22 protein-coding genes and 1 riboswitch are annotated in these 19,275 nt (G+C 53.1%); of the genes, 2 read left to right on the top strand and 20 right to left on the bottom strand.

From position 1 onward, the window contains the following. Positions 1–120: 120 nt before the first annotated feature. From glyA to ychF, 10 genes are all read right to left on the bottom strand, one after another. Positions 121–1,368, bottom strand: a complete 1,248-nt coding sequence (glyA, locus tag J2T14_RS20230; protein WP_307204779.1) for a serine hydroxymethyltransferase — start codon at positions 1,366–1,368, stop codon at positions 121–123. Between the two features lie 72 nt (positions 1,369–1,440). Continuing rightward, complete coding sequence (locus tag J2T14_RS20225) at positions 1,441–2,058, bottom strand: TIGR01440 family protein (protein WP_307473621.1); 618 nt, start codon at positions 2,056–2,058, stop codon at positions 1,441–1,443. A 5-nt stretch (positions 2,059–2,063) separates the two neighbouring features. Further along, positions 2,064–2,525: a ribose 5-phosphate isomerase B gene (rpiB, locus tag J2T14_RS20220; RefSeq protein ID WP_307473618.1), complete on the bottom strand. Its 462-nt coding sequence runs from the start codon at positions 2,523–2,525 to the stop codon at positions 2,064–2,066. Between the two features lie 189 nt (positions 2,526–2,714). Next, positions 2,715–2,796: riboswitch (ZMP/ZTP riboswitch) on the bottom strand. 68 nt (positions 2,797–2,864) lie between these two features. After that, positions 2,865–3,443, bottom strand: a complete 579-nt coding sequence (locus J2T14_RS20215; protein WP_307473616.1) for a low molecular weight protein arginine phosphatase — start codon at positions 3,441–3,443, stop codon at positions 2,865–2,867. A 212-nt stretch (positions 3,444–3,655) separates the two neighbouring features. Beyond that, positions 3,656–4,168: a manganese efflux pump MntP gene (locus J2T14_RS20210; protein WP_373458181.1), complete on the bottom strand. Its 513-nt coding sequence runs from the start codon at positions 4,166–4,168 to the stop codon at positions 3,656–3,658. A gap of 112 nt (positions 4,169–4,280) precedes the next feature. After that, a complete protein-coding gene (locus J2T14_RS20205; protein WP_307473614.1) occupies positions 4,281–5,348 on the bottom strand; it encodes an L-threonylcarbamoyladenylate synthase in 1,068 nt (355 codons plus the stop codon). Positions 5,349–5,433: 85 nt separating this feature from the next. Next, positions 5,434–6,171: a stage II sporulation protein R gene (spoIIR, locus tag J2T14_RS20200; protein WP_307473612.1), complete on the bottom strand. Its 738-nt coding sequence runs from the start codon at positions 6,169–6,171 to the stop codon at positions 5,434–5,436. Positions 6,172–6,476: 305 nt separating this feature from the next. Further along, positions 6,477–7,424 (bottom strand): peptide chain release factor N(5)-glutamine methyltransferase, encoded by a 948-nt coding sequence (gene prmC / locus J2T14_RS20195; protein ID WP_307473610.1) that lies wholly within the window; start codon positions 7,422–7,424, stop codon positions 6,477–6,479. Between the two features lie 465 nt (positions 7,425–7,889). After that, positions 7,890–8,963 carry a peptide chain release factor 1 gene (prfA, locus tag J2T14_RS20190; RefSeq protein ID WP_307204770.1) on the bottom strand — a complete coding sequence of 358 codons (1,074 nt, stop codon included), beginning with the start codon at positions 8,961–8,963 and terminating at the stop codon, positions 7,890–7,892. A 241-nt stretch (positions 8,964–9,204) separates the two neighbouring features. Beyond that, positions 9,205–10,305, bottom strand: a complete 1,101-nt coding sequence (gene ychF, locus J2T14_RS20185) for a redox-regulated ATPase YchF (RefSeq protein WP_307473609.1) — start codon at positions 10,303–10,305, stop codon at positions 9,205–9,207. Between the two features lie 158 nt (positions 10,306–10,463). Between ychF and J2T14_RS20180 the strand changes: the two genes are divergently transcribed. Continuing rightward, positions 10,464–10,607, top strand: coding sequence for a hypothetical protein (locus tag J2T14_RS20180; RefSeq protein ID WP_307204768.1), 144 nt, complete (start codon positions 10,464–10,466; stop codon positions 10,605–10,607). Positions 10,608–10,791: 184 nt separating this feature from the next. Here J2T14_RS20180 and J2T14_RS20175 read toward each other — a convergent pair whose 3' ends face one another. From J2T14_RS20175 to J2T14_RS20145, 7 genes are all read right to left on the bottom strand, one after another. Next, positions 10,792–13,161, bottom strand: a complete 2,370-nt coding sequence (locus J2T14_RS20175; RefSeq protein WP_307473607.1) for an S-layer homology domain-containing protein — start codon at positions 13,159–13,161, stop codon at positions 10,792–10,794. 124 nt (positions 13,162–13,285) lie between these two features. Beyond that, complete coding sequence (locus J2T14_RS20170; RefSeq protein ID WP_307473605.1) at positions 13,286–14,551, bottom strand: phospholipid carrier-dependent glycosyltransferase; 1,266 nt, start codon at positions 14,549–14,551, stop codon at positions 13,286–13,288. A gap of 31 nt (positions 14,552–14,582) precedes the next feature. Next, positions 14,583–14,927, bottom strand: a complete 345-nt coding sequence (locus J2T14_RS20165; protein ID WP_307204764.1) for an EamA family transporter — start codon at positions 14,925–14,927, stop codon at positions 14,583–14,585. Next, positions 14,927–15,271, bottom strand: a complete 345-nt coding sequence (locus tag J2T14_RS20160; protein WP_307204763.1) for a DUF2304 domain-containing protein — start codon at positions 15,269–15,271, stop codon at positions 14,927–14,929. The genes J2T14_RS20165 and J2T14_RS20160 overlap by 1 nt, the downstream gene beginning before the upstream one ends. Before the next feature lie 49 nt (positions 15,272–15,320). Beyond that, entirely contained in the window at positions 15,321–16,103 is a 783-nt protein-coding gene (locus J2T14_RS20155) for a glycosyltransferase family 2 protein (protein WP_307473603.1), read from the bottom strand. Positions 16,104–16,376: 273 nt separating this feature from the next. Then, the gene (gene trxA / locus J2T14_RS20150; protein WP_307204761.1) at positions 16,377–16,688 is read right to left on the bottom strand and encodes a thioredoxin; all 312 of its coding nucleotides are present in this window, start codon (positions 16,686–16,688) and stop codon (positions 16,377–16,379) included. An 87-nt stretch (positions 16,689–16,775) separates the two neighbouring features. Beyond that, the gene (locus J2T14_RS20145) at positions 16,776–17,195 is read right to left on the bottom strand and encodes an RrF2 family transcriptional regulator (RefSeq protein WP_307204760.1); all 420 of its coding nucleotides are present in this window, start codon (positions 17,193–17,195) and stop codon (positions 16,776–16,778) included. 271 nt (positions 17,196–17,466) lie between these two features. Between J2T14_RS20145 and J2T14_RS20140 the strand changes: the two genes are divergently transcribed. Next, complete coding sequence (locus tag J2T14_RS20140; protein ID WP_307204758.1) at positions 17,467–17,673, top strand: hypothetical protein; 207 nt, start codon at positions 17,467–17,469, stop codon at positions 17,671–17,673. 84 nt (positions 17,674–17,757) lie between these two features. Here J2T14_RS20140 and J2T14_RS20135 read toward each other — a convergent pair whose 3' ends face one another. The 3 genes from J2T14_RS20135 to J2T14_RS20125 form a co-directional block, all read right to left on the bottom strand. Then, positions 17,758–18,450 carry a serine/threonine protein kinase gene (locus J2T14_RS20135; RefSeq protein WP_307204757.1) on the bottom strand — a complete coding sequence of 231 codons (693 nt, stop codon included), beginning with the start codon at positions 18,448–18,450 and terminating at the stop codon, positions 17,758–17,760. A 112-nt stretch (positions 18,451–18,562) separates the two neighbouring features. Further along, positions 18,563–18,886: a DMT family transporter gene (locus J2T14_RS20130; RefSeq protein WP_307473600.1), complete on the bottom strand. Its 324-nt coding sequence runs from the start codon at positions 18,884–18,886 to the stop codon at positions 18,563–18,565. Between the two features lie 6 nt (positions 18,887–18,892). Next, positions 18,893–19,273 (bottom strand): DMT family transporter, encoded by a 381-nt coding sequence (locus J2T14_RS20125; protein WP_307473598.1) that lies wholly within the window; start codon positions 19,271–19,273, stop codon positions 18,893–18,895. Between the last annotated feature and the right edge of the window lie 2 nt (positions 19,274–19,275).

The raw sequence follows: 19,275 nt of genomic DNA, 5'->3' as shown, positions 1-19,275 counted from the left end.
ATGAATAAAAATGCATGGTTTCTATGAAAAAATGCATGAAAAAAAAGCCAGTGCTGTCAACTTTGCGTCGAGGCACGGGCTTTTTATTCATAAAACTGTATATAGATACTTGAATGGATACTAGTAAGTCATTCCAGGATAAAGCGGGAATTTCGCCGTCAGGTCACGAACCATGCCGCGCGCGTTCTCCAGCACGGCTTGATCCTCGGCGTTCTTAAGCACTAGGGCGATAACTTCCGCAATCACTTTCATCGCTTCTTCGTTCATGCCGCGAGCCGTAGCCGCCGGCGTACCTATGCGGATGCCGCTTGTTACGAACGGACTGGTCGGGTCGAACGGAATCGCGTTTTTGTTAACCGTAATGCCGACTTCATCCAATACATGCTCAGCCACTTTGCCTGTAATGCCCAGGTTGCGCGTGTCGATCAACATCAAATGGTTATCCGTTCCGCCGGATACGATGTTGATTCCGCGGGCCAACAATTCTTCGGAAAGAACCTTGGCGTTTTTTACGACGTTTTGTGCATATTGCTTAAAGGAAGGCTGAAGCGCCTCGCCGAAAGCAACGGCTTTTGCCGCGATAATATGCATAAGAGGGCCGCCTTGGGAACCAGGGAATACCGCTTTATCAATGGCAGCAGCCCATGGCCCGCGACAAAGAATCATGCCGCCGCGAGGTCCGCGAAGCGTCTTGTGCGTCGTTGTCGTTACGAAGTGCGCATGCGGCACCGGGTTTGGGTGAAGGCCGGCAGCTACAAGACCAGCGATGTGCGCCATATCGACCATGAACAACGCGCCTATGTCGCTCGCGATTTTGCCTAATTTCTCGAAATCGATAATGCGCGGGTATGCGCTGGCGCCGGCAACGATCAAACGCGGACGGTGCTTGAATGCGAGCTTGCGAACTTCTTCGTAATCGATCGTGAAGGAATCCTCTTGTACGCCGTATGCGACGAAGTTGTACAGCAAGCCGGATGCGTTAACCGGGCTGCCGTGGGTCAAGTGGCCGCCATGCGCCAGGTTCATGCCGAGAACCGTATCGCCGGGCTTAAGCGCCGCGAGGTAAACAGCCATGTTCGCTTGCGCGCCGGAGTGCGGCTGCACGTTCGCGTGCTCGGCGCCGAACAGTTCTTTCGCGCGGTTGCGGGCAAGATCCTCAACGATATCGACATGCTCGCAGCCGCCGTAGTAACGCTTGCCTGGATAGCCTTCCGCGTATTTGTTCGTCAGAACCGAGCCCATTGCTTCAAGAACGGCTTCGCTTACGATATTCTCGGAAGCGATCAGTTCGATGTTGTCGCGTTGGCGCGTTAGCTCAAGGCCCATTGCTTTAAGCACTTCAGGATCTTGCTTGCGTAGATTTTCCATAACAGTAATTCCTCCTTAGGTTTAAAAAAAAGTATATAGGGTTTGATTCATGTATCCTTATCGTATCAAAAATCATTCACAAGTGCCGTTGTCCTGCACAGGCTGTGCCGCCGTGCCTTCCAGCTCATAGACGGCGCGAGCCCCGCCGATCAGCTTCGGTCTCGTGAACGCCATCGTTACATGCGCGCTTCCTATGCTCTTGATAGAAGGCCGAACCGGAACGGCAACGCGCTTCAAATGCATCCCGATGAGCGTATCGCCGATATCGATTCCCGCATGAGCGGCTACCGTCTCGACGAGACAAGCTCCGGAAAGCGACCGATACGCGAATGCGGCCATTGAACCGCCTGCTTTCGGAACCGGAACAGCCGATACAAGCTCGAGACGAAGACGCTCGGCAACCGATTGCTCCATGACAAGCGCGCGATTCAGATGCTCGCAGCATTGATAGACCGGATGAAAGCCGATTTGCTTGCGTACAGCCTCAACGCCTGCGAATATTCGCTCGGCGGTATCCACGGTGCCTGCCGTTCCGATGCGCTTCCCGAGCACTTCGCTCGTACTGACGCCTATTACAAGAAGCTGGCCTTCAGACAAACCGCCCGCCGCAGCTAGCTCCCGTATGATCGTTTCCACATTCGATGCTATCGACTCGAGAGATACGCGTTCATTCATGTAGGTTTCATTCATAGCGATTACTCGGATTTCAAAGCAACTGGTTGTTCGATTCGAGCGACTTTATTCAAGCGTCCAAGATGGCGCTCGCCTTGCGAGAACGGCGTTTCGAGCCAAATCCGAATGATTTCCTGCGCGACGCCCGGACCGATAATCCGCTCGCCCATGGCAAGCACGTTCGTATCGTTATGCTCGCGGGTCGCTTTCGCCGAGAACAGATCATGCACTAGCGCGCAGCGTATGCCCTTCACCTTGTTGGCGGCAATGGACATCCCGATGCCCGTCCCGCAGATCAGAATGCCGCGATCGGCTTCGCCGCTCGCGACGAGATCGCATACCGGAAGCGCGTAATCGGGATAATCGACCGACTGGCTGCAGTCGCATCCAACGTCTACAATCTCATGGCCAAGCGATTCAATGAAAGGTACGACAACATCCTTCAGAACATAGCCGGCGTGATCGGCTCCAATTGCAATTTTCATAGGTTTAATGACCTCCCTCGAACATCAATTACAGTCTTATTATACCTGCATTTGTCAAGCGTAAACGGCTGATTCTCCCGCAAGGCGGATCAGCCGCCGCTTCGCGGCGAAACAGAAGCGCAGGCAGCAAGCTTACGTCTTAATCCTTATAAAGACAAAAAAAGAGCATGACATGCTTGTAAGCATGTTGCTCTTTGCCCAGGCGACCGGCCGTATGATCCGATGCTCCACCGTGGTTAGCCCACTTCCGTCGCCAGTTACATCGGAAACCTAATATGTCTTTTCATCATAGCCGATACTCGGCAAAAAATCAATTGCTATCGTGTAGGCCGAGGCGGATTATCGCTTGGCCAGCTTATCAAGCAAGCGGACAAGCGCCGTCTCGATTTCATGCGCGCAGCTATCGTAAAGAGCGTAGGAGCCGCCGAACGGATCGGCAATATCGAAGCTCGGAATACGTCGTTCCAGCTCAAGCAGCCTCATACGTTCCGAGGACGTAAGCTGCTGGCCGAGCGCCTGCTTCATGTGCATGTCGGTATACAGCCCTTCAAGCTCCTCGATATCGGCAAGTACGCTCTTGTCCATATTCGTATATTCCTTAAGCGTATACGTCTTGTCCACCGCTTCGGGAAACCATTGCAGAAGTCCTCTCTTATGACCGGCCGTCATCGTCAATATGAGATCGGCCCATTCAACCGCTTCGCCGGTCATCGACCGGGATGTCCCTTTATGATCAATCTCTCGTTCGCGCAGCGTCTCCAGCGCATGCCGGGATACGGGTAGTCCGTCAACGGTCGATACGCCGGCGGAACGAACGGCAACCGTTATCCCTCTTAAATGCGCCATTCTTCTCAGCATCGCTTCCGCCATCGGAGATCGGCACGTATTGCCGGTGCATACGAATAAAATCCGTTTCATGCCTTCTGCCCCCTATCATACCGCGTATTCAAGCGCAAACCGCTATCGCCATCATTTGGCGGTGAAAGCCAACATTCCGTCAGCCTTTAATAATGAAATGTTCAACTTGGGATCTTTGTGCAAACCGCACAAGCAAAAAACGTTTTCGCTTAACTAAATAGTACAGAAAAAGACCGTATACGTCCAGCGTCCGCATCTAAAGCCGCATCCTGCTAGAACACGAATAAAATACCGAAGACGAATAAGATTGCGCCTCCCAACGCTTCCCCGTACTCGCCGAGGTTCGCGCTTACTTTGCGTCCAAGCATTAACCCCATTATCGACATTAAGCCGCCGAAAAATCCGAAGAGCAGTACAGTCAGCCATATATCCGCCGCGAACATGCCAAGCGTAATGCCAACGGAAAACGAGTCGATGCTTACGCTAAGCGCGAAAACAAACAACCCCCAATAGGTACGGTGGTCGAAGGACACGACCGCATCGCCCCTGAGCGAGCTGTATATCATATGTCCGCCAAGCAGCAGTAACAGAATACCCGCAGCGGTCGTAGCTACACTGCCAAGCAGCCCGCTTACGAACTGTCCCATGACGATGCCGCCAAGCGGCATAATGATGTGGAACAAGGCGATAACGGAGCTGAGCTTCAAAATATCCTTTATCCGGATTCCTCTTAAGCCGATACCGAGCCCTAGCGAAAAAGCATCAAAACCTAACGCTACAGCCATGATAAGCAGCGTCAAAAATTGCCCTGCATGCAAATCAGCTTCGACCACAGCCTATCTCCTCCATGTCCGTCACATTCTCTACCAAACATATGCGGACAAGTGGACAAACAGACTACAATCGAACGATTCGATTGCCTGAGGCTTTGGCCATGCGGTTCATAAGCGCTTCGCCGATCCCATGTTCTGGGCCGCATTCCGCCCATATTCGCTGAATGGAGGCTGCGTCGAATTCGCGCAGAGCGGCATACAAGCGATGCGCTGCCTCTTCAAGCGAGGCTTCGCTTCCGCAGGACAGCACAAGATCGCCTTCATAGGAGGCGATTCGTTCTTCGAAGGCCAGCACTCCGGCGGACTCTCCGCTATTCTTGGACTTCGCGACCTGTGCACGGATATAGGCCGTTACTTGATCCGGCTCGCCTTGGACGAGCGTAAGCTCGCCCCGCGGAGCATAATGCGTATACTTCATGCCGGGCGACCTTGGGGCGTTATCCGCCTCCGAAGCGTCGGCGCTTTCGATGACCGCATGGGGGAATGCGGCTCGAAGATCTTCTTGCGTAATGCCGCCCGGTCGTAAAATGCGAATCGTAAGATCGTCTGCCAGCTCGATAACGGTCGATTCGAGACCTACGCCTGTAGCGCCGCCATCGACGATGCCGTCGATCGAACCGCCTAGATCCTCAAGCACATGCTTCGCGAGCGTTGGACTTGGCCGGCCGGAACGATTCGCGCTTGGCGCTGCGACCGGGCAACCCGCCTGCTCGATTAGAGCTAGCGCTGCCGGATGATCCGGCATGCGAATGCCGACGGTCGACAAGCCAGCCGTTACGAGCGTCGATAGCTTCCCTTCGCGTACCGGCAATACGATCGTAAGCGGTCCTGGCCAGAAGCGCTCCATAAGCTGTGCCGCGATCGGAGGATAAGGCTTCACAAGCCCATCCGCCTGACTAACGTGTGCGATATGTACGATTAGCGGATTGTCGGACGGCCTTCCCTTGGCCGTGAATATGCCTTGGACTGCCGACGTATTGCGTGCGTCCGCCCCTAAGCCGTACACCGTTTCGGTCGGAAAGGCGACTAGACCGCCATTCCGCAGCAAAGCTGCGGCTTCCGTAAGTTCGGAAGCAAGTGCTTGGGGCTCTTCGGCCTGCACTCGCCATAGTTTCGTTTTCGTTATGCTCATCGCGATCCTTCAATCCTTGCTTATCCATGATTGTGTTGCCTATATGAAGTATTATAGCACAGCCATTTGCAAGCAAGCTGGATGGTTAAGCGAAGAGCGATTTGATCCAGTTGAACAGGTTCTGAATCATTTCCCAGAGGAAGAACTTTGCCTTGGGTGCCGATGGCTCTTCCGCTTGCTCTTGTTGTTCTGGCTGAACATCCGATTGCGCTTGCTTGTTCGTCGTATCTTGGGCTTGTGCCGCTGCCAGCGTCGATGCCCCTGCAGCCGCTTCGCCGGATGCGCCGTCAACGAAACATAACGGAGGAAAAAGCACGCACCACCAATTTTGACCGTTGCCTGCGCCAAGCGTGATGCGAACCGCTTCATAATCGCCGGCAGGATACATTTCGCTGCCGTACATTTTCGTAGGGAAAGGAACTACGCTAAGCTCGGCGTCAGACCCGTATGTGAAGCCGCGGTTGGCGAGAACTTCAGCCGTAATCCGCTTTATCTCCGGCATATGCGCAAGAATGGTCTGACGAGCTTCGTCGATCGTTTGCGGACCGCTTGCCCAAGTGCCCATCGCTTTGACGATTTCGTCGCGAACCACCCGCTTCACCGCTTGGTCGGCAGGGCTGTCGGAGTTTGCCAATATACGAAGGCGAATCGCTTCCTGCGGAATTTGCCCGCTGGCGATCGCTGTATCCATGCGGCCGGTTTCCCAGCTCATTATCAACATAATAAGAACAAATACAACTAAACCGTATGAATTGTGGTAACGGAATTTGGAGGAAAAAGGTTTAACATTGGAATAAGAATGATTGGAATAATGGCTGGACATTACACAAGCTCCCCTCGCGCACCCGCCGGTGCGACTGCTTGCGTTCCGGAACGTCTATGTCTACAGTATGTCCGGGGATCCTAGCAATTAAACCTATCAATCTATTATTATCTCGGTTCAACAACTCGGAGCAGCAAAACTTGGGGATCCAGCCCAATTATCGCTTGTAGTGGCAGGCTATGTTGTAAAAATCCATTATAGCTTGCCAAAGGTGCCGGAATGAGGGAAAGTTAGTGCGGATTTCCAATATAGCGAGCCCGGCTGGATTAGTCAGCCGGGCTCGCTATGTTGGATGGGAGCAGCCGCTATTCGCGCGGCTGCGATTGGGTTGCGATGACATGGCGCTCGATGCCGCCATAGTCGGTAATGATGCGTATGTCGTCCCAGGCGGACATACGCTCTAGCATGGCTGCGACGAGGCGAGGCTGTCCGATGCCGAGCTCGAAGGCGACGATGCGCGGCAGCACGGCAAGCTGCGGCAGCTGATCGATCATGCGGCGGTACGGATCAAGCCCGTCTTCGCCGCCGACCAGCGCGAGATGCGGCTCATAGTCGCGCACCTCGCGCTGCAGCCCTTCCATGTCCGCCGCCGGTATATACGGCGGATTGGATACGAGCACGTCGATGCGCAGCCCGGCGTGCTCAGTTTTGTCGCGCCCGGGCACGAAGGGCGCGAGCAGGTCGCCCTGCACGAAAACGATGCGGCCGTCCGCCTCATGGCGGGCCGCGTTCGTGCGGGCGACTGCCAGCGCGTCCGGCGACAGGTCGGACGCGCATAAGCGCCAGCGGGGACGCTGCGAAGCCAGCGTCACGGCGATGGCGCCGCTGCCTGTGCCGACGTCGACGACCGTCGGCGCAGGCTCGGCTTCCGGCGGCCACAGCTTGTCGGCCGCCTCAAGCACGGCCTCGACGAGCAGCTCCGTCTCCGGCCGCGGAATAAGAACGGCCGGCGTGACCGCGAACGGCCGGCCGTAGAACCATTGCTCGCCGATCATATACTGGATCGGCTCGCCCAGCGCCTTGCGCCGGACCAGCTCCGTCCACGCCTCCGCCTTGTCCGCCGGGAACGGCTCGCCAAAGTCGCGCAGCAGCTGCGAGCGCTCCATGCCGAGCACATGCAGCAGCAGCAGCTCCGCGTTGCTGCGCGCCTCATCAACCCCCTGCGCCGAAAGCTCGTTTGCGGCGCCCAGCATTGCCTCGCGCAGCGTCAACCTCTGCGCCGTCCCATTTCCATCTTCTCGATCGCCCATCATCCCAGCACCCTCCATAAGTATCCCGCTAATGACAAAAACACACTTGTACGCTCTACAATAACATCACTACGTATTAACGGGAGTTTCGCACGCTAATCAAACCCCAGTTACCTCAAACCCGTAATAACTGGAATAACTGGCGTTGTTTCCGCTCTTATTCACCCTAAATGCCCATATCCGGAAGTTTAACAGGAGTATTTCCCGTTAACACCAGCAATTACTCAATTGACTAGGATTAACGGGAGAAATTCCCGTTAGATGCCTCACTGGCACCGGCAGCAACTTTCACGATATATTATCCGCCCATTCCGCGCCGCGCCCATGAACCTTATACCGCAGCCCCGCTATCCTCGCCACACCACTTGCATTCAACCCCGCCGGCAAGCAAAAACGCCGGACCTCCGCCACGTTCGCTCTTCTAGAGGGCAACCGCAGCGGGAATCCAGCGCATATTGTTCTTGCTTCTTAACCCATCGACTCGCGTTCCATCAGTTCCGCTTGCTCGGCAATCGTCAGCGACGAAATAATGTCGGCCATATCGCCGTTCATGACGGAGTCCAAACGGTGCAGCGTCAAGTTGATACGGTGGTCGGTTACGCGGCTTTGCGGGTAGTTGTACGTACGGATCCGCTCGCTGCGGTCGCCCGTACCCACTTTGCTCTTACGCTCGCCGGCATATTTCGCCTCTTCTTCTTGGCGGCGAATATCGGAGATACGAGCGCGAAGCACCTGCAACGCTTTCGCTTTGTTCTCGTTCTGCGATTTGCCGTCTTGGCAAGTCGCCATAATGCCCGTAGGAACGTGCAGTACGCGAACGGCCGACTTCGTCGTATTAACGGACTGTCCGCCTGCTCCGCTGGAGCAGAACGTATCGATCCGAATGTCTTTGTCGAGAATTTCGATCTCGACTTCTTCGACTTCCGGCATAACCGCAACCGTCGAAGTCGACGTATGAATGCGGCCGCCCGATTCCGTTGCGGGAATACGTTGTACGCGGTGAGCGCCGCTTTCGTACTTCAGCTTGCTGTACGCGCCTTTGCCCTGCACCATGAAAATAACCTCTTTGAATCCGCCCAGATCATTCTCGCTAAACTCCATAAGCTCTACTCGCCATCCTTGCGCATCGGCGAACTTCGTGTACATCCGATACAGATCGTAGGCGAACAATGCGGCTTCGTCGCCGCCTGCCGCGCCGCGAATTTCCACGATTACGTTTTTGTCGTCGTTCGGGTCCTTCGGCAGCAACAGAATGCGGACCTTCTCGTCCAGCGCTTCCTTGCGCGCGCTGAGCTCCTCGATCTCCATCTTCACCATCTCGCGCATTTCATCGTCGAGCTTCTCGCCTTGCATCACTTTGGCGTCATCGAGCTGTTCCGACACTTGCTTATATTCCGTAAAGGCATCGTATGCCTCTTGTAAGTCCGACTGCTCCTTCGAAAGCTCTCTAAGCCGCTTCGGATCGCTGGATACATCCGGATCGCATAACAGCTCGCTTAGCTTCTCATACCGGTCGGCGAGCGCTTGTAAACGGTCTATCACAATCATTCACCTCTGTTTATTCCATTAGGATATTCCTTATTATATCATACCTGGTGCCGCGTATCGACAGGTGCTTTTTTGATAAGCGGCTCATCATTTCCCAGCGGCCAAACCTCACTGTACATTACGTATGCCGAAGCCGTACCGCACGCTACACCAAACCATGTATTTTTCTGCAAAAAAGGGCGTCTCGGCAATCCATCGCCTTCGCGCTGCCTGCCAGACACCCTTTCTATCTCTTCTACACGTTAAAACGGAAATGCATAACGTCGCCGTCGCGCACGACGTATTCTTTGCCCTCGAGACGCACTTGGCCTCGCTCGCGAGCGACACCCATCGAACCGGCCGCGGCCAAGTCCGTGAAGGAAACAACCTCGGCACGGATGAAGCCGCGCTCGAAGTCGGTATGAATAACGCCTGCAGCCTGCGGCGCTTTCGTGCCATTGCGGATCGTCCAAGCGCGAACCTCTTGCACGCCTGCCGTGAAATACGTATACAAGCCAAGCAGCTTGTAAGCCGCTTTAATAAGACGGTTCAAGCCGGATTCCGCCATGCCGAGCTCCTCGAGGAACATTTCCTTGTCTTCGCCTTCGAGCTCGGCGATCTCGGACTCCACCTTCGCGCTGATCGGAACGACCTCGGCATTTTCTTGCGCCGCGAACTCGCGTACCTTCTGCACGTACTGGTTGCCGTCCGTATCGCCCGCTTCGGACTCGCTTACGTTCGCCGCATACAGCACCGGCTTCATCGTCAGCAAATGCAGGTCGCGAATGACGAGCTTCTCTTCTTCGCTCAGGTCAAGGCTCCGTGCCGGCAGATCGTTGTACAACGCTTCCTTCACGCGCTCAAGCACTTCAACCTCTAACGCGATCTTCTTGTCGCCGCCCTTTAGGTTTTTGCGGGAGCGATCGATCTTCTTCTCGACCGAGTCCAGATCGGCAAGCACTAGCTCCAGATTAATCGTCTGAATGTCGCTGATTGGATCCACTTTCCCCGCGACATGCGTAATGTTGTCGTCTTGGAAGCAGCGAACGACGTGAACGATCGCGTCAACCTCGCGGATATGCGCAAGAAATTTATTGCCAAGTCCTTCGCCTTTGCTCGCGCCTGCAACAAGGCCGGCGATATCCACGAATTCGAAAGCCGTCGGCACGATGCTCTTCGGCGTAACGAGCTCAACGAGCTTGTCCAGACGCTCGTCCGGCACTTCGACGACGCCTACGTTTGGATCGATCGTACAAAACGGATAGTTCGCGGATTCTGCGCCCGCTTGCGTAATTGCATTAAACAAGGTCGATTTGCCGACGTTCGGCAGACCGACGATACCTGCTTTCAAAGCCATGTATATGACACCCCTATTTTCCCGAAAGTAAACAACTCACGTCATTATACCCCAGCAACCTCCACTTTGAAAGTACCGAAGGCTGGAATGGTGCTCATGTGCCGAGGAAATAATACCGTTGAGCGAGTTATCGCAACCTCACATAGGGAGATGACAGCATGGAAAATCAGACGCACAAAGGCAATTACAAAGGCACCACGCATATGAAAGCGAAGAACCAGGACATGGCTTTCGTCAACGACAACCTCGAGGATGCCAAATCCGTCTCCAATTACTCCACGAAAAAGAAAAAAACGGACTAGTCCGCTATCACGAGTTCTCCGGCCACACGAAACAACCGGCAAACCGCGGAACCATTCCGCGAGCTTGCCGGCTAATGTCACTCGGTCCAATGCTTGATATCAACCGATATTGCATACCTGTATTTTCATAAAAAAAAGCGTACCCGAGGCATTACAGCCCCGGGCACGCTTCTTCCTCGATCGTCTACATTCTCAGCGGCGCTTCCGCCAGCTCCGCACGCGTCTGCAGGTAGCGGAAGAACGCTACCGACGCTTCCGCGCGAGTGACCTTCTTCTTCGGCAGGAACTTGCCGTCGGATAAACTCATAATCTTCAGCCCGACCACAATCGCAGCTTGGCCTTTGTTCTCGATTTGATCCGTATCCTTGAAGCTGGCTTTAAAGATATGTTCATACTCCGCAAGCGCATTGTAGCCAAGCGCCCGTACGATCAGTTCCGCCATCTCGTCGCGGCTTACTTTGCCGTCGGGATTGAATGAGCCGTCGCCGATATCGATCAGGTTCTGCGCAAGCGCGCTCTCGACATAGACGAAGTAGCTGGAGTCTGCCGCAACGTCGTCGAACGACGCTTTCTCCTGCGAAGCTGTAACCCCATCGTTCATCATCGGCGAGTTACCGCTATTGCGCGCTAGCACAAGCATCTTAATCAGCTCGCCGCGCGTGACTTGCTCGCTAGGACGCACCTTGCCATCTTTCACGTCAAGCGCTCTGTAAGCAACCATGAGCTCCAACTGACGCTGTGCCCAGTGGCCCTCGATATCGAGCGCCTGAGGCTTCTCAAGCTGCGTTTGCTCTCCCGTCTCGAGGTTCCGCCAGCTTCCCGATTGCGCATCGAGGAAGATGCTCTCGTCAAGAGGGCGAGGTACGAGACGGTAGACGAGCTCCGCTTCATTCTTCGAGCTTAACTGGGTTTCAGCCGCTTCGCCCGACGCAATCAATAGATTCGCTTTCTCGATAGGAATCGGCTGGCCGTCCCACCAATATTGCTGTACGAGCCGGTAAGCCAACTCCGTCCGATAATAACCGAGCCACTTGGTTACCGCTTGATCCTTCGTTATGACGCTCGGCGGCGTTGCCGGATAGTCGAAATCTGCGATATACCCGCTGTAATCGGTCACTTCTCCCGTACGGATATCGATGGATACGCCCACTGTATCATAATCCACGGTCGCGCCATGAATTTTGCGGACGAACTCGATGCGGTACGAGCCAATTTCATTCGCCGTTTTCCCTTCATATTGCTCAGGATCCGGCTTCACCAAATAGAACTGATGCGTAAGCCAAGGAAGCTGCTTCTTAACCGTAGCCGTTGCCAGCTCCATCGCCTGCTGGAGCGTCACGGCAGCTTTATCCTCGGCGGCCTGCTCAGCGGAACCAGAATAATTATAGTCGTAGAAGTTGCGGATGACCCCCGTATGCCCATCGACCGAGGCCGAGAGGAAACCTTGTTCCTTGCCATTTTTCGTTATCGTCCAATTCAGATCCCAAGAAGCATATGTTTTGCCCGTATATTCGTCGATATTTTCGTTGTAGTTGGAATGGGACAGCATAGCCTCGGTTGGAAGCTTGAATGCAGCTTTTACAAGCTCGGTTGCTTGCTGTTCCGTCACATCTCCCTTTGCCGGTACAGCGCCATCAGGCTTCGTCGACAATGGCGTTTCCGATACCGTGCCTTGCCGATTAAAATACGGGGTATTCGCGCGATCCTTCCGTTCACCGCTCTCCGCGTCAATTGCCAAGGACTCCAGCTTGTAGCTGAGCACCGGCTTGCGTACACCCTTCGCGTTATACGGAATGATGTAAGAAAGCTCCGGCATTGCAGTCGCGCGCAGCTTCGCATCCGCCTGCTCTGGCGCCAGCGTCGTTCCCGGCTTCGGAAATACGATTGTCTCGTCCCAGCGCAGCGAATAACTCATCATGTGACCTTCGCTGTCAATCTCCACCTCGATGTAATTGTCGGCATACGGAATGCCGTTCACGATACGATCGAAACGAAGCGGATGACGAACTTGGCCCGTTAGCGGCGGCAGCAACGAAACGCCATATTCCGTATTAAGCTTCACCTGCGACTCGTAATTAGGCGCCATCGTATGAATGAACTCAAGTGCAAGCTTCTGTGCCGCATCCCTCTCGACTTTCAGCGGATAAGTCGGCTTAGCAGACGGGTTGTCGACATATGTCCGGAATTCCAACAGCTGACCGCTATCGGCATGGATACGGACATAGATGCTGCCTTGCTGTTTGCCATTCACCTTTTTCACAAAATCGAGACCCCAGGTGTTGCGTTTCCCGGCCGCAAGCTGCTCCGACGAGAAGCTGATCCCTTGAAGGGCATACTCCTTCGGAATGTTCACATACTGTCTGGCAAGCGCCTCCGCTTTGACCTTCGTAATCTGGGCATTCGTACCGCTTTGAACGGCTGCCTCGCTGCCTGTTACCGGGCTCGAGCCTCCACTGTCGGCACTGTCGGCAAATGCTTGCCCAGGCAATGTGCCCATAATCATCGCAGCGGTAAGGATCGTTGCGAGCTTCGTACGGTTGTTGCGTTTCACCATTTCGTCCCCCTTTGCATTTTCAGGTACATACACCCTATAAAACGGAAGGAATGGAATGGAAGTTGCAACCAGCTAAAAAAACCGCCTTCGTTCAACAAGTGAACGGAAGACGGTTTTCGTAAAGTTAAGCAGCTCTCCGATTCGATACAAGCGCCCATAGCTTCTGTAAAATAAGAACGCCAAGCCATACGGAGAAAATGATAAAGATCGGCATGACCGTAAAGTTATAACGATACTCCGGCACGAATACGAGCCTGATCATCGACATGATGACAAGCACGACCGCGAGCATAACGCCTGGATGTCTCCAGCGCCAGATGAGGCCTAGGAGCGTAATGATACTGCTGTATACGAGGAGAAGATGCAAGTACGCAACCTTCGGATAAGCATAGAAAATAGGCGAATGGCCCGCGCCGAAGAACATATGGCTGTACGTATACTTCAGCTTGCCGACGGAATACCACTTCACATACGTCCATGTTTGCGTCGTAAAGCCTGCTTTAATGCGCGCCCATGCATAATCCGACTGCGTCATCCACTTTTCCTTCGGCACGATTCGATCCTCGTAGTTCTTGTCCGGATACGTACCGGCGGAGAACGGATTGGATTGCGAAGCCGTAAGCACGAACTCGTTAAGCGTTACAATGTTGCGAATCCACCACGGCAGCATCGTCGCGGACAAGCATAAGCCGGTTACTACGCCCATAAGCACGACCTTCTTGAACACGGCAGACAGCGGCTTGCGTTCGCCGATCGATGCCGATCTGTTCTTGCTCCATTGCTGGAGAAGGAACACGCCGTATAGCGGTACGAATAGGGGAAGGAACTCCGCTCGCACGAGAACGGTCAAGCCGAGCAGCACGCCCGCGATTGCCGCATCCCGTATGCGCCCCGTCTTGAATGCATACATCTGCATCGATATGTACGCCATAAGCAGGAACAATGCCAGCGTCTCCGTTAGAACCGCGCCAGTCGTCCAGATGAACGGATGATAGATCGCGCCAATGAAGATCGTGATTAAAGCGATCCATTTATTTTTCGTCGCTTGCATCGCGATGATATACATCAGTGCGAGCGAGGCTAAGCTGATAAGCACTTGCGCCCAACGGATGAGCGGGAAGTACTCGACGCCGATCTGATTGCCGATCAGGTACATAGCCGTCATGAAGAGCGGGTATCCCGGCGTTACGCGCGCGTTAGGCACTTCTTCCTTGTAAGCGTAGATGCCTTTGTCGACCAGACGGTGAACCAACTCATTGTAGTACTTCGAGTCATGCGAAATATTGTGTTTAACCGATGTTAGAAAATCGGCTCTCAACCAGAATGCAAGCAAAAAAATCAGGACGATCATGATCGTCCAAACTTTGTTCTTCCGTACCCATTCCAACAAAATAAACGGCCCCCTCAGACAATAACGCAACCTATTTCCAAGCTAATACGATGACTCCGATCAAAATAATGCCCGCACCGATCCAGCGCTGCAGCGGTACCGTCTCGTGGAACAGATAGACCGCCGCCACCATACCCAGCACGTAAGCTAAACTTTGAAGCGGATAAGCAAGGCTGAGCGGAAGCTTCTTCAGTACGTATAACCACATCACGGTTGCTACTCCGTATAGGACGAGTCCTCCCCATATATGCGGCGACCACAACAAAGTGACGACCGATTCGCCTTTGGCCGTATCGAGCTTATTCATGCCGGTTTTCCACAGCAGTTGACCGCCGACGAGCAGCAAAATGTTAAAGGCCAATACAACGTATGCCATTACGATTCCGACCTTTTGCGCTCATGAAGCTCATGATGCAGAATGCCAAGCTCTTGCGTAAGTCGAATGACTTTCTCCGATAGCTTGGAAACGATGACCGTAAGGTGAAGAATAAGGGCGACGCAGAACAGAATGCCGACCAAGAACAACAGCGCCGGCGCATAATCGATGCCGATCGAATCGGCAAGCGAATCGATAATTTGCGGACGGACGGACAAAATGAGCATGACAACGCCGAACAGCAGCCATAGCATGGAGTACTGCTCGCGCAGCAATCTTCTATTAATCAACATAATAAGTACAATTAGAAAAGCGACACTTGTGATAATCCACAAGGCTTGCATGGAATTTCCTCCTTAGGTGTTACAGAGCAACCTCGCTTCGTTAGCTTGATTACGACTGAACTTCGACTGGCTTCGTTTGTTTCAAGCTTCGGATGAACAAAGCGAGCGTTACTTTAATCATATAATACACCGATCTCATTGCATTTATAGATGAAGTGCCTCCCGTACGGGCCTCCATCGTTACGGCTACCTCGCTCGTGCGAAGTCCGCTGCGATTGACAAGCACGATCGAATCCACTTCCGGATAATCGGTTGCATAGTCGCTTTGGAATACCGATATCGCGCGTTTGTTAGCCGCACGGAAGCCGGATGTCACGTCAAGCACCTTCTTGCGCGTCATCGCGCTTACGATCGTCGATAAAATTTTGATGCCGATCCGTCTCGTCGCCGACGATTGAAAGCCCGTTTGTTCGATAAACCGCGAACCGATCGCAAGGTCGGCCTTGCCGCTCAGTACCGGGGACAAAATAAGGTGAAGCTGCTCGGCTTTGTGCTGTCCGTCTCCGTCCACTTGCACGGCAACATCATAGCCGTAACGATAAGCGTAACGATAACCGGTCTGCATCGCGCCGCCAATGCCCAGATTTGTCGGGAGTGTGATGACGTACGCGCCGTTCGCTTCGGCGACTTCCTTCGTACGATCCTTCGAACCGTCGTTAATGACGAGAATATGAGCAGACGGGCAATGCGTCTTCACATCATCGATAACACGGCTTATGCTGTGCTCTTCGTTATAAGCCGGTATTATGATCAAAATTTTTGAAGACGTATTCCCACTCCGCAGAGACTCGCCCGTAACGGCGCCGTCCTTCTCAGAAATGACTGCGTTCACTTCATCATCACTCCATAAATCGTAGTTTTTTTGACGCTTCAATGCGCATAATTATTTCAATTCTACTAAACTTCTCTATGAGAAAGCAACTGAAAAGGTTGTGAAAATGTGTAATTGTTGTCGATTTAACGCGAATCTACTCATCCACTTGTTTCCTAATCTAGTATTTATTACGGTGTGGGAGATAGCGGTACGAAAAAAAATACCGCCTGGCAACCAGCGGCTAACTGATTCCAGACGATATTTAGACGCTTGCTTTTGCCTAATTGTTGCTTACATTTGACCTGCGATTTTCGCTTTCAGGGCGTCTTTGCTTTGTACGCCGACCATTTTGTCAACCGGTTGACCGTCTTTGAACAAAATAAGCGTCGGGATGCTCATTACGCCGAATTGCGAAGCAAGCTCAGGCTCTTCGTCAACGTTGATCTTCGCGATTACGGCTTGGCCTTCTAGTTCAGTGGAAAGCTCCTCAACGATCGGAAGCTGCATTTTGCAAGGTCCGCACCATGGCGCCCAGAAGTCAACAAGGGATACTCCGCTTTGTACGCTTTGGGAAAAGTTTTCTTTCGTCAATGCTACTGCCATTTCAATCATCCTCTCCAAACAATGTGTATGATTAAGGGATAACCCGTCTCATCCTTACTTGTATTGCCTTGCCTTCTGCTAGCGAAGCTAAGTGCAGGCGTGAATCTGACCAAGCACGTCTTGAATCGTTATCGCGCTGAAATGCTCCTCCAGTTGCTTCTCCGCCTTGCAAAATATACCGAACATGACTTGATTCATATTCGATCCGACGACGCAATCCATCTCGGGATTGCCCGAGCACCAGCTAGGCATTAGCGACCCCTGCGCCATGACACGATAAATGTCTGCGAGCGTTACGACGCTTGGATCGATCGTAAGGCGATAACCTCCGCCCGAGCCTTCGCGCGTATTCACGTATCCGCTTCGGCGCAAGGCGCTCATAACCTTCCGAACGCGAGCGGAGTGGGTGCCAACATTGTCGGCAATCATTTCGCTGCTCGCCATTCGTTCCGGCAAATAAGCCAAATAAACAAGACTGTGTACGGCAATCGTAAATTCACTGTTCACTATGAACGGGCCTCCCTGCTTCTTACTGTAATTTTATCCGTTACAGTTGTGTTTGTCAATAGCCAGGTGCTTGCCGTTTCTTCTTTATATTGCGATGCGGTATAACGGACTATCCCCTGCAAAAAGTGGAGATTTAAATTCGTCGTCTAAATTTGTGCTATTGCAGGCATCATTTCGTACATTCACCGAATAAATATGAATTGTGCCGGTTGCACAAATGCTTCCAAAGTAAGTTTTGCTTCGCGAAACTTTTAAGGAGGTGAAAACAATCATGGCATTTTGGAATCGTTGGGTAGCGATTCGCACGGAGGGCGGATCGAGAGCGGAACTGATCGATCGGCTGCAGGCTCATCTAAAAGCCGGCGGACTGAAATCGAAAATCACGAACGAGAGCGGCTCTCTGAAACGGATTCATGTATTGAAGAAAGATCTCGATCAGGCAAAGACGCTGCTTGAGACTTTCGACGAAGAGCATTAAAACGCGCAACAGGAAAAGAACCAAATGAAAGGCAGCGATCCGTCCATGGATCGCTGCCTTCAATTTTACTCATCGTCGCCGGGATTATTTGCTCATCCCTTGGGATGAGCGGCCTCCGAGCGGTGAATGCTTCACCCAGCGATAGCCTTTGCGCACGCTGTTCATGACCCACTCGGGTATCGCTACGGTATGCTTGGATAAGAACGGCATATAGATGCGGTTGTAAGCCTTCTTCAAATCATCCCACATGGCGCACGGCTCTTCCTTTAAGAAATCGGAGATGTCGACGACGATTCCTTTACCGTTAGCCACCATCACGTTTTTGCCATGGACGTCATGAGGAAACAGCCCTTGCGAGCGCGCATAGTCAAGCGCTTGATCGATATCGTCGATCACGCTCTTCGGAATCGTAACTCCTTCAAGCACGCAGTTGTACAACGTTTTACCCTGCAGCCTGCGCAGGATAAGATAATAATGTCCGTTATGCTCGCCCGCGTGGTAACAGGTGGAGTACGCCGGATGGTCGCCAATGCGGCGATAGACTTCGCGTTCGCTCTCCCAGCCTTCCCGGCCGGGCGCATATACTTTAACGGCAATGTCCGCATCGTCGGGGTGGTAGAATACGCTGGCGTAGTTGCCTGCGCCAAGCAGCTTCCATTCCTTCGGCATCGCCTTCACATGTATCGGATTACCCGGGTCTACGCTTTCCAGCTTAAGCTCTGCCAGCAGCGTACGCTTCATTTGATCGATATATGATTCCAGTCTTTGTTTATCCATAACGACAGAGCTCCCTTTCCTTACAATTCACTTCCAGTTCATTTCATTGTAAGGCGTAGCCATGCAAAAATAAAGCGAAAACAAGCAAAAAGGCTGTTGCCGCGTTCAGCGCTTAATGTCCGCCGCCTACGGTTTTCAGACCGATTACCCCGATAATAATCATCACCAGAAAAAGGATTTTACGCCAATCCTTCGATTCCTTAAACAAAATCATGCCAAGCACGACGCCGCCGACCGAGCCGATACCCGTCCATATCCCGTACGCCGTACTAATCGGTATCGTCTGAAGCGCCTTCGATAAGAAGAAGAAACTGACAAAGCCCGATGCGATCGCGCCGGCCGTCCCCTTCCATTTGCGAAAGCCGTCCGACAGCTTCATGAAGGTAACGCCGCCGACCTCGCCTAACCCAGATAGGAGCAAAAATATCCATGCCATCTATCGTCACGCCCTCTCCTGCTGTGTTATTTGATCGGTCTTCGTCTGCTGCGATGACTCATCCTTCTTGTCCTTGGATACAAGCTTGAGCCCGACAATGCCCGATATGAGCAGCACGATGAAGAACATACGCCAGAAATCGACCGGTTCATCCAGAAACATTATGCCGGCGATCACGGTCCCGACCGTCCCCATTCCCGTGAACATCGCGTAGGCCGTGCCGATCTCGATAATTTGCATCGATTTGGCGAATAGATAGAAGCTTGCGGCGAGCAGCACGACCGTAATGATGCTGGGCACCAATACCGTGAAGCCCTCCGAATATTTCAAGCCGAACGTCCAGCCAACCTCCAGAAAACCTGCCATCAACAAATAAATCCACGCCATAT

Origin of the sequence: Paenibacillus harenae (assembly GCF_030812415.1) — a bacterium.
Lineage (GTDB): Bacteria > Bacillota > Bacilli > Paenibacillales > Paenibacillaceae > Pristimantibacillus > Pristimantibacillus harenae_A.
Note: the sequence above shows the minus strand (reverse complement) of the source record. Positions and strands in the feature narration are given on the sequence as shown.

Coding starts and splice junctions, on each gene's coding strand:
- J2T14_RS20225 (WP_307473621.1), bottom strand. CDS start 2,058: ATGAATGAAACCTACATGAATGAACGCGTATCTCTCGAGTCGATAGCA.
- J2T14_RS20140 (WP_307204758.1), top strand. CDS start 17,467: ATGGCATTTTGGAATCGTTGGGTAGCGATTCGCACGGAGGGCGGATCG.
- J2T14_RS20210 (WP_373458181.1), bottom strand. CDS start 4,168: ATGGCTGTAGCGTTAGGTTTTGATGCTTTTTCGCTAGGGCTCGGTATC.
- J2T14_RS20160 (WP_307204763.1), bottom strand. CDS start 15,271: ATGCAAGCCTTGTGGATTATCACAAGTGTCGCTTTTCTAATTGTACTT.
- prmC (WP_307473610.1), bottom strand. CDS start 7,424: ATGATGGGCGATCGAGAAGATGGAAATGGGACGGCGCAGAGGTTGACG.
- J2T14_RS20180 (WP_307204768.1), top strand. CDS start 10,464: ATGGAAAATCAGACGCACAAAGGCAATTACAAAGGCACCACGCATATG.
- J2T14_RS20205 (WP_307473614.1), bottom strand. CDS start 5,348: ATGAGCATAACGAAAACGAAACTATGGCGAGTGCAGGCCGAAGAGCCC.
- J2T14_RS20165 (WP_307204764.1), bottom strand. CDS start 14,927: ATGGCATACGTTGTATTGGCCTTTAACATTTTGCTGCTCGTCGGCGGT.
- rpiB (WP_307473618.1), bottom strand. CDS start 2,525: ATGAAAATTGCAATTGGAGCCGATCACGCCGGCTATGTTCTGAAGGAT.
- J2T14_RS20135 (WP_307204757.1), bottom strand. CDS start 18,450: ATGGATAAACAAAGACTGGAATCATATATCGATCAAATGAAGCGTACG.
- spoIIR (WP_307473612.1), bottom strand. CDS start 6,171: ATGTCCAGCCATTATTCCAATCATTCTTATTCCAATGTTAAACCTTTT.
- J2T14_RS20130 (WP_307473600.1), bottom strand. CDS start 18,886: ATGGCATGGATATTTTTGCTCCTATCTGGGTTAGGCGAGGTCGGCGGC.
- trxA (WP_307204761.1), bottom strand. CDS start 16,688: ATGGCAGTAGCATTGACGAAAGAAAACTTTTCCCAAAGCGTACAAAGC.
- J2T14_RS20125 (WP_307473598.1), bottom strand. CDS start 19,273: ATGGCGTGGATTTATTTGTTGATGGCAGGTTTTCTGGAGGTTGGCTGG.
- J2T14_RS20175 (WP_307473607.1), bottom strand. CDS start 13,161: ATGGTGAAACGCAACAACCGTACGAAGCTCGCAACGATCCTTACCGCT.
- glyA (WP_307204779.1), bottom strand. CDS start 1,368: ATGGAAAATCTACGCAAGCAAGATCCTGAAGTGCTTAAAGCAATGGGC.
- J2T14_RS20215 (WP_307473616.1), bottom strand. CDS start 3,443: ATGAAACGGATTTTATTCGTATGCACCGGCAATACGTGCCGATCTCCG.
- ychF (WP_307473609.1), bottom strand. CDS start 10,305: ATGGCTTTGAAAGCAGGTATCGTCGGTCTGCCGAACGTCGGCAAATCG.